Source organism: Chryseobacterium candidae (assembly GCF_004916905.1).
Lineage (GTDB): Bacteria > Bacteroidota > Bacteroidia > Flavobacteriales > Weeksellaceae > Chryseobacterium > Chryseobacterium candidae.
Map to the genome: position 1 here is coordinate 49566 of NZ_SDLV01000013.1, position 12105 is coordinate 61670.

The 12105-nt window shown below is 36.7% G+C and carries 11 protein-coding genes; 6 read left to right on the forward strand and 5 right to left on the reverse strand.

Features of this window, described 5'->3' with window-relative positions:
• Nucleotides 1-3: 3 nt before the first annotated feature.
• A complete protein-coding gene (locus EK417_RS07425) occupies nt 4-1428 on the reverse strand; it encodes an anthranilate synthase component I family protein (protein WP_136521781.1) in 1425 nt (474 codons plus the stop codon).
• 542 nt (nt 1429-1970) lie between these two features.
• The gene (locus EK417_RS07430; protein ID WP_136521782.1) at nt 1971-2423 is read right to left on the reverse strand and encodes a cupin domain-containing protein; all 453 of its coding nucleotides are present in this window, start codon (nt 2421-2423) and stop codon (nt 1971-1973) included.
• A 196-nt stretch (nt 2424-2619) separates the two neighbouring features.
• Between EK417_RS07430 and EK417_RS07435 the strand changes: the two genes are divergently transcribed.
• From EK417_RS07435 to EK417_RS07455, 5 genes are all read left to right on the forward strand, one after another.
• Complete coding sequence (locus EK417_RS07435) at nt 2620-2838, forward strand: hypothetical protein (RefSeq protein WP_076597060.1); 219 nt, start codon at nt 2620-2622, stop codon at nt 2836-2838.
• Nucleotides 2838-3212: a c-type cytochrome gene (locus tag EK417_RS07440; RefSeq protein ID WP_136521783.1), complete on the forward strand. Its 375-nt coding sequence runs from the start codon at nt 2838-2840 to the stop codon at nt 3210-3212. Before EK417_RS07435 ends, EK417_RS07440 begins: the two co-directional genes overlap by 1 nt.
• A gap of 3 nt (nt 3213-3215) precedes the next feature.
• Nucleotides 3216-4145 carry a 23S rRNA (adenine(1618)-N(6))-methyltransferase RlmF gene (rlmF, locus tag EK417_RS07445; protein ID WP_136521784.1) on the forward strand — a complete coding sequence of 310 codons (930 nt, stop codon included), beginning with the start codon at nt 3216-3218 and terminating at the stop codon, nt 4143-4145.
• Nucleotides 4146-4426: 281 nt separating this feature from the next.
• On the forward strand, nt 4427-6124 hold the full coding sequence (gene lysS, locus EK417_RS07450; RefSeq protein WP_136521785.1) for a lysine--tRNA ligase: 1698 nt from the start codon (nt 4427-4429) through the stop codon (nt 6122-6124).
• Nucleotides 6125-6253: 129 nt separating this feature from the next.
• Nucleotides 6254-6994, forward strand: a complete 741-nt coding sequence (locus EK417_RS07455; RefSeq protein ID WP_136521786.1) for a hypothetical protein — start codon at nt 6254-6256, stop codon at nt 6992-6994.
• An 18-nt stretch (nt 6995-7012) separates the two neighbouring features.
• On the opposite strand, the gene EK417_RS07460 is transcribed toward EK417_RS07455, so the two are convergent.
• The 3 genes from EK417_RS07460 to EK417_RS07470 are packed head-to-tail and all read right to left on the reverse strand — an operon-like array spanning nt 7013 to nt 9878.
• Nucleotides 7013-7528 (reverse strand): ClbS/DfsB family four-helix bundle protein, encoded by a 516-nt coding sequence (locus tag EK417_RS07460; RefSeq protein WP_136521787.1) that lies wholly within the window; start codon nt 7526-7528, stop codon nt 7013-7015.
• A gap of 5 nt (nt 7529-7533) precedes the next feature.
• Nucleotides 7534-8538 carry a cytochrome d ubiquinol oxidase subunit II gene (locus EK417_RS07465; RefSeq protein WP_136521788.1) on the reverse strand — a complete coding sequence of 335 codons (1005 nt, stop codon included), beginning with the start codon at nt 8536-8538 and terminating at the stop codon, nt 7534-7536.
• On the reverse strand, nt 8535-9878 hold the full coding sequence (locus EK417_RS07470; protein WP_136521789.1) for a cytochrome ubiquinol oxidase subunit I: 1344 nt from the start codon (nt 9876-9878) through the stop codon (nt 8535-8537). The genes EK417_RS07465 and EK417_RS07470 overlap by 4 nt, the downstream gene beginning before the upstream one ends.
• 234 nt (nt 9879-10112) lie before the next feature.
• Between EK417_RS07470 and gyrB the strand changes: the two genes are divergently transcribed.
• Nucleotides 10113-12047 carry a DNA topoisomerase (ATP-hydrolyzing) subunit B gene (gyrB, locus tag EK417_RS07475; protein WP_136521790.1) on the forward strand — a complete coding sequence of 645 codons (1935 nt, stop codon included), beginning with the start codon at nt 10113-10115 and terminating at the stop codon, nt 12045-12047.
• Nucleotides 12048-12105: the final 58 nt, after the last annotated feature.

The following is a 12105-nucleotide window of genomic DNA, read 5'->3' on the forward strand; positions in this document are numbered from 1 at the left end:
GGCTTATTTTTCAACTATTTTTTCTGCTTTTTCAACGGCTTTTTTCAGGGCGTTCAGTTTGTTGTTGACTTCCTGCAGTTCACTTTCAGGGACAGATTTTGCTACAAGACCGGCACCTGCCTGATAAAATAATGTGTTGTTTTTGCTTAAGAAAGTTCTGATCATAATGGCCTGGTTGCAGGTTCCGTTCAGTCCGATAATTCCGATACAGCCGCCGTAATATCCGCGGGAATCTTTTTCGTATTGATTGATCAGCTGAAGCGCTTTATGTTTTGGTGCTCCGCTCAGAGTTCCCTGAGGGAAAGTAGCGGAAACCATTTCAAGAGGATTGATATCATCTTCAACATCTGCCGTTACTTCACTTACCATATGAATAACGTGAGAGAACAGCTGGATTTCTTTAAGCTTGGTAACTGTTACATTTTTTCCAAGTTTTCCAAGATCATTTCTTGCCAGGTCCACCAGCATGGTATGTTCTGCGTTTTCTTTAGGATCAGCTTTTAAAACTTCAATGGCTTCAAGGTCTGCTTCAAAATTTCCCGTTCTTCTGGAAGTTCCTGCAATCGGGTGAATAATTGCTTTATTATTTTTGATGATTAACTGGCTTTCAGGGCTGGAACCAAATAATTTATAATTCCCGTAATCAAAATAGAATAGGTAAGGTGAAGGATTGATATTTCTCAAAGCACGGTATACATTGAATTCATCTCCCTTGAATTTCTGTTCAAATCTTCTGCTCAGAACCAGCTGGAAGACATCTCCGCGCATACAGTGTTTCTGAGCCGTTTTTACCAGTTCCAGATATTCTTCATTGGTAATATTAGAGGTTTCCTCGCTTGTTTTTTCAAAAGGATAAACCGGAGTATTCTGATTTTTAATAAGATTTTCCAAAAGATGAAGTTCAGATTTTACCCCATCAATAAAATTTTCAATGATATGCATTTCATCATTGAAATGATTGATAGCAATTACATATTGGTATAACCTGTATCTCATAACAGGAATTTCAACTTCCTTGCTCTGTGGTTTAAGATTGATGTTTTCAAAGAACTGTACCGCTTCAAAGCTTGTATAGCCAAAAAGGCTCTGAGCTGTCTGCTCTATTGGATCATTCGTTTTTTCACATTTAAAAATATTTCTGAAGTTTTCAAATACATCTGTAATCTTTTGATCATGAATCAATTGTTTTACAGGAGCTGAAGCGGGAAGCTTAATTTCAAATTCGCTGAGGTTTTTCACTTCAATTCCTGCAATGGCATTCACGGCGATAAAGGAAAAATTATTATCAATACTTTTTGAATCCGAGCTTTCCAGAAGAATGGTATCACGGAATTTATCCCTGATCTTAAGGTAGATATTCATGGGAGTATGAAGGTCTCCCAGTGTTTTTTTCGAAACAGTTTTTATTGTAATTGTGTTGGTCAACATTGTATTGTTTTTTGTAAGATTAAGGAATAAAAAAAGGCTTTAACGGTATCCGTCAAAGCCTATATATTGTTTTTTGATTATTTCTGCTGTAGTTAACAACATGACAATACCTCCAGACCCGACGAAGAGTTTGAAAGCCACCACCAAATATTGTTGTTCATTTTTAACATGGGACAAATGTAGAAAATTTTTTAATACCAAGAATAAAAAATATCAAAAAATACAAAAATTTAATATAGAAAGTCTTCATTTAAGCTGCTTGAGCTATTGTTTCAATTCCTTAATCTTTTAAAAACCTTCCGCTACAACCGTTTAATATGACCAGGTGAAAAACAGAATTTTTGAATTTTAAACCAAAGTTAAATATAATTGTTTTATTTAAACGCTGAGGTCGCAAAGATGTTATTAGATTATTATTTAAACGTTCGCCAAGGCGTTTCACTAAGCAAAGTATATTGTCATTAGCTAAACGAAGTGGCTTTGCACAAAAAAATAAACGCACTATAAAACAGATTGACCTTGCGAACATAGCGTTAAAACAATTATTTTACTGGTTCAGACAAAGGTGTATCAGGAGTTCCGCTGTAAAAAACAATTAAAGTCACTCCTTTATCTCCCGTTTTTCCTCTGTGGCCCATATTCACCATCTCGGGCAGCACCTCACCTTTACGAATCCACTGTGTTTTGCCGTCTTCTTTTCTTTCCACCTGAATTTCCCCTTTTTCTACATAAGCAGCATTAATAACAGGATGCTTATGCCAGTCTAAAGCTTTGTTGGGAGGTACGGCAATTTTAAGAACCGAAATTTCCGGCTGTGTGGTAGGATAGGCCGGATATACGGTTCCATCCCATGATTTAGTTGTTTTTAAAAGTGTCACCGATTCTATTTTATCAGAATATTGTGATTGTGGTTCGTTGGAGGAATTGTCACATGAAATAAAGAGGCTAGAGGAAACAACAAAGAAAGTTGCAGCAAACAATTTTTTTTTAGTCATAAGCTTCCTATTTATATTTTGGTTTGGATAATCCGTTATACAAAAATAACTAAGCTTATTTAATTTCTCTGATGTTTGAATTATTTTTTTTATTGATTGGATTAAAACCCGGTCTGTAAAAATATTTCTTAAAGAAAACATTTGTCATAAGTTTAAAAGTTTATTTTTTATATTTTTGTTTCCAAATTAGAAAAAAATGAAAAAAGTATTAGCAATCGCATTTATCGGAGGTTTATTATTAGCAAGCTGTTCAAAAAAAACAGATCACTCTTTACAGGACAGCAACACAATGCTTGAAGAGCCAGCAGCAACTACTGTTGTGGATTCTACTGCTAAAACTGCTGCTCCAGCTGCTGCAACTCCGGCTGCTCCGGCACCAGAAGCTGCTAAAACAGATTCTACAGCAAAGAAATAATGAAAAAAATACTTTTAGCAGGAACTTTGGGTCTTATGATCATTTCCTGTTCTAAAAAAGAAAATACAGCAGAAGCAGCGTCTTCTTCTGAAGCAGTTGCTGTTTCAGAACCGGCTCAATCTAATCTTTCAGGTGAGCAGATCATCGAAACATTGGACTGTTCAGGATGTCACTCTGTTAATGAGAGAATGATAGGACCTTCTTATAAGGAAATTGCAGGTAAGTACTCTGAAAAGGATACGGAGCTGCTGGCTTCCAAAATTATAGAAGGCGGAAGTGGAGTATGGGGAAGTGTGCCTATGGCTGCCCATCCACAGGTATCTAAAGAAGATGCCAAAAAAATGGTGGAATATATTTTAAGTCAGAAGAAATAAAATATGTCCGCTGAAAAATCCAGTCTGCACACAAGAAATCTGCATCGTAATCCTTATGATTTTGATCAGCTTATTTCTTGTGTGCCGGAACTGAAACACTATGTTTTTACAAATGCTTATCAGACGGTAACCATTAATTTCAGCATTCCACAAGCAGTCAAACTGCTCAACAAAGCCTTGCTCTTACATTTTTATAACATTAAAGGCTGGGATATTCCCGATACCAATCTTTGTCCACCGATCCCCGGAAGAGCAGATTATGTACATTATATTGCCGATCTTTTGGGCGAAGAGCTTAATAAAACTCCAACAGGAAGTTTTGTAAAAGGACTTGACATAGGAACAGGAGCTAATCTTGTGTATCCTTTAATCAGCCACAGATTTTATGGATGGATGATGACGGGAACAGATATCAATCAGGATTCTTTGAAAAATGCTCAGGATATTTTAAATCAAAACCCGGATCTGTCTTCCGTTATTCAACTGAAAAGCCAGCCTGATGCAGATCATATCTTTGTCCATATCATCAAACCTGAAGACAGATTCACTTTTACGATGTGCAATCCTCCTTTTCATGATTCTGAAGAGTCTGCTGTAAAAGGAAATATCCGAAAAACAAAGAACCTTAAAATCTCAAAATCCAAACAGCCTTTACTGAATTTTGGCGGTCAGCAGTCGGAATTATGGTGTGAGGGCGGTGAACTGGCTTTTATCACTAAAATGATCAATGAAAGTTCATTATTTTCATCGCAGGTTCTTTGGTTCACGTGTCTGGTTTCTAAAAAAGACAATCTCAATAAGCTTACTAACCTTTTAAAAAAAGTCAAAGCTGTAGAAGTCAAAACGATTGATATGGCTCAGGGACAAAAAGTTAGCAGAATATTAGCCTGGACGTTTATTCCTCAAAAGGACAGAAAAACCTGGTTGATTTAAAATTCAAAGTTTAAAGTTTCCAGCACGATAGCTCAAATTATGAGACTAAATTAACTAATAATAGGGTGCTTTGCTAAGTGAAACGGCTTTGCGATCGTTTTTTTACCATTATAATAATAATCTTTGCGACCCCAGCGTTTAAATACCTCAATTGTTGATTTCAATACTTTATAGCCCTTATCTCAAATCGATTCCCTGTTCACTTTTTAAAATTTCTGAAAAAAGCCATTGATGGTCAGGTCAAAAATGACTAAATTTGTACGCTTTTAGAAAAATAAGAAATGCAATTATCAGAACAAGAAATCATTAGAAGAGAAAAGCTGAATAAGCTTACTGAAATGGGGATTAATGCTTTCCCTGCGGATGAGTATACAATTACAGATACTACAGAATCTATAAAACAGGACTTTTCTGAAAGTAAACAGGTAAAGATCGCTGGTAGATTAATGTCCCGCAGAATTCAGGGGAAGGCTTCTTTCGCAGAATTGCAGGATTCTAAAGGAAAAATCCAGGTTTATTTCAACAGAGACGAGATTTGTCCGGGTGAAGATAAAGAACTATATAATGAAGTATACAAACACCTATTGGATATTGGTGATATTATCGGTATCGAGGGAGAATTGTTTACCACTCAGGTAGGAGAGAAGACCGTTTTAGTAAAAAACTTTACCCTTCTTACAAAGGCTTTACGTCCGCTGCCTCAGGCTAAAACTGATGAGAACGGTGTTGTACATGACGGGTTTACAGATCCTGAATTAAGATACAGACAGCGTTATGTAGATTTAACGGTAAATCCACAGGTGAAAGAAATTTTCGTGAAGAGAACAAAACTGTTCAATGCCATGAGAACATTCTTTAATGACGCTGGATATTTTGAAGTGGAAACACCAATCTTACAGTCTATCCCTGGTGGAGCAGCAGCAAAACCGTTTATCACGCACCACAATGCGTTAGATATTCCATTATATTTAAGAATTGCTAACGAATTGTATCTGAAAAGATTGATCGTAGGTGGTTTTGACGGAGTATATGAGTTCTCTAAAAACTTCAGAAATGAAGGAATGGACAGAACTCACAACCCGGAATTTACGGCTATGGAAATCTATGTAGCGTACAAAGATTACAACTGGATGATGGATTTCACTGAGAAATTACTGGAATTCTGTGCTATCCAGGTAAACGGAACTACAACGGCGACGTTCGGAGAACACAATGTAGACTTCAAAGCTCCTTATCCAAGAGTTTCCATGACAGAAGCGATCCTTAAATTTACAGGATTCGATATTACAGGAAAAACAGAGAAGGAATTATACGATTTTGCCAAGTCTATCGGTATTGAAGTGAATGAGACTATGGGTAAAGGAAAATTAATTGATGAGATCTTCGGTGAGAAATGTGAAGGAAACTTCATTCAGCCGACTTTCATTACAGATTATCCGATCGAAATGTCTCCATTAACAAAGAAACACAGAAGCAAAGAAGGCTTAACAGAACGTTTTGAATTAATGGTGTGCGGTAAAGAAATCGCGAACGCCTATTCGGAGCTTAATGATCCTATTGATCAGAGAGAGCGTTTTGAAGCACAGATGGCGTTATCTGAAAGAGGAGATGATGAAGCGATGTTCATCGATCAGGACTTCTTAAGAGCGCTGGAATATGGTATGCCTCCAACTTCAGGATTAGGAATCGGTATGGACAGATTAATCATGTTCTTAACGAATAATGCATCTATCCAGGAAGTATTATTCTTCCCTCAGATGAGACCTGAAAAAGCGGTTCCACAAATTGAATTAGGGGAGGATGAAAAAGTAATCCTTGAAATCCTTAATTCTCAGGAAGAAGCAATGTCTTTAGCGGAAGTAAAAGAAAGAAGCCAGTTATCCGGTAAAAAATGGGATAAAGCTTCCAAAACTTTAACAAAGAATAATATTGTGAAAGTAGAGAAAATTGATGAAAATCTTTTGATGAAATTGGCTTAAGATTTAATACAATAAATAGTATAAATAGAAAGACTGCTTTTGGGCAGTCTTTTTTTTTGTAGGGCATTGTAAAAGAAGGTTTTATTTGTATATTCATCTCCTGAAAAACTGGCTGAAAACCTATTGAACATGTCAAAACGAATTAAAATTCTTCAACCTGTGGTGCTATATTCGGCTCATGAAGAAAACTCCAAAACGTCTGACTTTTTACACGAAGGAGAAATTGTAGATTTTAACCGTGAAAAAAGGCGAAATGGAATTAACTGGATGGAAATCTATTTGAAAGGAAAGAAAAGTTATATTAAAAAAGATTTCTCAAAAATTTATATTCTAAAAAAAGCAAAGCTTATTGATGATTCTTGTACGGTAGTTTTCTATGAATCAAAAACAAGAGTGAATTATGATTTTCATGAAGTATTTACTTCGCATGCACTTGAAGAAATGAGTCAGGAATCTATAAAGATGAAAAGGATCTATGATCATGCTCAAAAAGAAAAATATGTCAATTTATTTTATAATAATAATGATGTTGAGGTTTCAAAAAGAATTCTTGCAAAAGGAGAAGAAGTTATTATTACTAATGAAAAAGGTATGTTTTTAGAAGTCCTGTACGGCAAAAGGTTTGGATATATTTTATCTGATGTTGCTTATTATGAAGGAAAAAACTGGTGGATGATTGTTGTAGCAATGCTGGTGCTTTTAGGAATTATAGGAGGAAGCTTTTATTCATTAATAGATAATGGATGGACTATTACAGGATCAATTCTTGCTATTCCTGCAATTATTATTACTGCTGTAATTGTGATTTGTATCAAATTTGTTTTAGCAATATTCAATATGATCTATCAAAATATAAGAAAGAGGTTATAAAATATAAAAGGTACAAATCTATTCTGTACCTTTTTCTTTTTTCCATTTCCGAAGCTGTACCCTGAAATTTTTAAACGGAGCTATGGTATTGATATGAATCCATTTCCAGACCGGCCATAGTGCGGGTTTTGTTGCCCATTTTCTTTTGCCAGGAATAAATAGTATATCATCATCAAGGCTTTCTATCCAGTTGATAATTTCATCAACCTGATTTCTAAGCAGCTGTCTTTGCTGTTGTAAACTATAGGAACCATATTCATTATAAAAAGACTGATATAATCCTCCCAGATTATTCCATTTATAATCAGGAGTGGGAGTTTTTACTTCAATTCCTTGGCTTTCATCGGATTCCCATTGTAAGAGCAGGTGAGTCCAGCCCAATTGATAGGAGATATTTTGCGATGGCGTTTTGTCAACTCCCGGTTGAACAAGATCTTTATCGTTTTCTGTAATATCATCAAATTCCTGATCGTAAAGCCGGAATCTTTTCCTAAGCTCTTCAATAAGTTCTGCCTTATGCTTATAACCCTGCATACTCACTATTTTCTCAACTTACTGAAAGAAGCCATCAGATAAAATAAAAACGGAAGAATAAATAATGAACCCAGCATCAGTGCCCATCCCAATGCCGCAATGGTTTTCTCAGGAGCCATATGTTCCAGTAATGAAAGATGCTGTCCGTTTCCTAATAAAATAATATCCGGATTATGCTGATACGTTGCCGCCACTAAAATCATCACCATCTGAAATCCAGCCAAAGCACGAACAGGAAGCAGCTTTTGACGGTTCAAGGCTCTTAGAATAAGCAATAAGGCAATCGTAGCAAAGGCAATGGCCATAATCCCCAAAGGTTTAGAAAATACCCACATCAAAAGGGGAATGTCTGAAATATAAGCGGTCAAAAATACCAAAATACCTGTAATCACAACAAAGATCATCGTCTGTTTGGATTTTCTGATCATTAATGAAAGATCAGTTTTATCACGTGTTTCTCTTAATGAAAAAATAGAAGCAAGATAAGCACAAAGCGCTACCGTAAATAAACCTACGGAAACCCCAAACCAGTTCAGCCAGCTGAACACATACAGATCCAGAAAACCTATAGCATCAGGATTGATAGAATGTGAAACGGTTGCCGCAGCAATTAATCCCAAAAAGAAAGGAGTTAAAAGACTGGCATAATAAAAGATCTGAGTATATAAAACCTGCCAGTGATCCTTCACAGCATCATAATGTCTGAAGGTGAATGCTGTTCCTCTTGCAATAATTCCCAAAAGCATCAAAACCAAAGGAATATGCAGATAGGTTGACATGGTGGTATAAATTTCAGGAAACCCCACAAAAAGAATTACAATAGAAATAATCAGCCACATATGATTGGCTTCCCAAACAGGGGCAATAGATTCATACATGATTTCCTGAGTCTTATGGCGGGCTTTTTTATGGGTGAAAAGCTCCACAATTCCAGCTCCGAAATCAGCTCCGCCCAGAATAATATAAAGACAGATGGATAGCCAGAGAAAACCTATTACAATGTAAATCATGATTTTTTGTTTTTATCGTTAAACTGAGCATCTGTAGGATCGTAAAGTTTCGGTACCATTTGAATCTGTCTCTTTAAAAGGAAAACAAGGATCAATGATAATGATACGAAAATAGCAGTAAAGAAATAGAATGAATACTGTATTCCCGGCATAGGAGTTACAGCGTCTACCGTCCTCATGATTCCATAAATAATCCAAGGCTGTCTTCCTACTTCTGTCACTGTCCATCCGGCTTCCAACGCAATATATCCGAAAGGTGTTGCTATTAAGAACGTTTTTAATAACCAGTTTTTATTCAGCCAATCTTTTTTGAAGAAGAAAGCATATAAATAGATCACTCCAATAATTATCATCACCACTCCAAAGAAAATCATGATCTGAAAAGCATAATGAACAACAGCAACCGGAGGCCATTCATCTCTCGGAAAATCCTTAAGACCTTTTACTTCAGCATTGAAATCATTGCTCACCAGAAAACTTAACACTTTTGGAATTTTTACCGCATATTTCACTTCTTCTTTTTCCTCATCAGGAATTCCCCCGATCACAAATGAGGCCCCTTTTTCAGTTTCAAAATGAGCCTCCATAGCCGCCAGTTTGATAGGTTGTCTTTCTGCTACCGATTTTGCAGCAACATCGCCACTTAAAGGCGCGCCGAATGCTCCAATTAAGGCAAAACCTACCGCAATTCTGAAAGCTTTGGTATGAAATTCAACATTTCTTTTTCTCATAATCATAAAAGCATGTACTCCAGCTACAGCAAATCCTGTTGCACAAAATGCAGCCACCGTCATATGGAGAGCCTGCGGAAACCATGCATCATTGAACATCGCTTTAATAGGATCTATATTAAGATACTGCCCGTTAATATAATCAAAACCGGCGGGAGAGTTCATCCACGAGTTGGCCGCTACCACCAGAATTCCGGAAGCAAGTCCACTCAATCCTACAAGAAACCCGCAGAACCAGTGAAACCATTTATTGAATCTTTCCCAGCCATATAAAAAGAAACCGATAGCAATTGCTTCAATGAAAAAGGCTGTTCCTTCCAGAGAGAAAGGCATCCCGAAAATAGGACCGGCATGTTTCATAAATCCAGGCCATAGAAGTCCAAGTTCAAAGGAAAGCATTGTTCCTGAAACTGCTCCGGTAGCGAAAAGGATAGCTACCCCTTTGCTCCATGCTTTTGTCAGTCCTTTATATACTTCATTATTGGTCTTTAGGTATTTCCAATGGGCAAAAGCCATCAGAAAAGGCATCACCATACCCACACAGGAGAATATGATATGAAAGCCCAGAGAGAGTGCCATCTGAGCGCGTGCTGCTATAAAATCATCCATAATATCAACTTTTCAGTAAATAAATTTACGCATAAATTATTGATGTTGAATATGATTTACAACAGTTGCTATCTCAACAATACATTTTAATTTTGATTCTTTTACCGGCTCACTAATCCTTATGTTTTTCTAAAGAAAACTCTACATTTTTTTGACACTTTTTAACTTTCATACCTCGAAAAAAATCACGATATTTGTAAGTCTTTGCATGTAGCAGGATTTTTAATTTTTAATATGAGTCAAAAACAATATACAGCTAGTAGTATTCAGGCATTGGAAGGAATGGAGCACGTTCGTATGCGTCCTTCAATGTACATTGGTGATGTAGGAGTCAGAGGACTTCACCACTTGGTTTATGAAGTAGTAGATAACTCTATTGACGAGGCATTGGCAGGATACTGCGACACGATCTTCGTTAGCATCAAGGAAGGAAACGGAATTGAAGTAAGTGATAACGGTAGAGGTATTCCGGTTGATTTCCACGAAAAAGAACAGAAATCTGCCCTTGAAGTTGTAATGACAAAAATTGGAGCCGGAGGTAAGTTTGACAAAGACTCTTATAAGGTTTCGGGAGGTCTGCACGGAGTTGGGGTTTCTTGTGTGAATGCTCTTTCCAACGAGATGATCACTACGGTTTACAGAGACGGAAATGTTTACCAGCAGATTTATTCAAGAGGAAAAGCTCAAACAGGTGTTGAGGAGATTGGTCACAGTGAAAAAAGAGGAACCAAGCAGTTTTTCCAGCCGGATGATACCATCTTCACAGAATTAATTTATAATTACGATACATTAGCAAACCGTTTAAGAGAGCTTTCTTACCTTAATAAAGGAATTACCATTACATTAACGGATGAAAGAGAAAAATTGGAAGACGGATCTTTCCGTTCAGAAGTTTTTCATTCTGAAGGGGGATTAAAAGAATTTGTTGCTTACATTGACGGAAACCGTGAGTCTATCATGGAACATGTAATCTTCATGGAAGGAGAAAGAGATGATATTCCTGTAGAAGTAGCAATGCGTTACAATACTTCTTTCAACGAAAATCTTCACTCTTACGTAAACAACATCAACACTCATGAAGGAGGAACTCACTTGGCAGGTTTCAGACGTGCTTTGACGAGAACCCTTAAAAAATATGCTGATGATCTGGGTATTCCACAGAAAGAGAAAGTAGAAGTTACAGGAGATGATTTCCGTGAAGGATTAACAGCTGTGATTTCTGTAAAAGTAATGGAGCCTCAGTTTGAAGGACAGACTAAAACAAAACTAGGAAACTCTGAAGTTTCCGGAGCGGTAGATAAAATTGTTGGGGAAATGCTTACTAATTTCCTGGAAGAAAACCCTTCTGAGGCAAAACTGATCGTTCAGAAAGTTGTTTTGGCCGCAAAAGCAAGACAAGCTGCTAAAAAAGCCCGTGAGATGGTTCAGAGAAAATCTCCGATGGGAGGTTCGGGTCTTCCTGGAAAATTATCTGACTGTTCATCAAAAGATCCGGCTGAATCTGAAATTTTCCTTGTAGAGGGAGATTCCGCAGGTGGAACTGCTAAGCAGGGAAGAGACAGACACTTTCAGGCTATCCTTCCATTGAGAGGTAAAATTTTGAATGTAGAAAAATCTATGCTTCATAAAGTTTATGACAATGAAGAAATCAGAAATATCTACACAGCACTTGGAGTTTCTGTAGGTACAGAAGAAGATAGCAAAGCATTGAATATGGCTAAGCTAAGATACCACAAGATCGTTATCATGACCGATGCCGATATTGACGGATCTCACATTTCTACATTGATCCTTACTTTCTTCTTCAGGTATATGAAAGAACTTATTGAGAACGGATATATCTATATCGCTCAACCACCTTTATACCTATTAAAGAAAGGAAACAAAAAAGTATATGCTTACAACGAAAAAGAACGTGAAGAGTTTACTTTAGAAATGTCTCCGGACGGAAAAGGAGTAGAGGTACAACGTTACAAAGGTCTTGGAGAGATGAATCCTGAACAGCTTTGGGAAACTACCCTTAATCCTGAGCATAGAATCCTGAAACAGGTAACCATTGATAATGCAGTGGAGGCAGACAGTATTTTCTCAATGTTAATGGGAGATGAGGTTCCGCCAAGAAGAGAATTTATCGAAAAAAATGCAAAATATGCAAAAATTGATGCATAAACGTTTTTAAAATTGACTAGTCCTAAAATAGGTTGACATAAAATTAGACAATATTTAA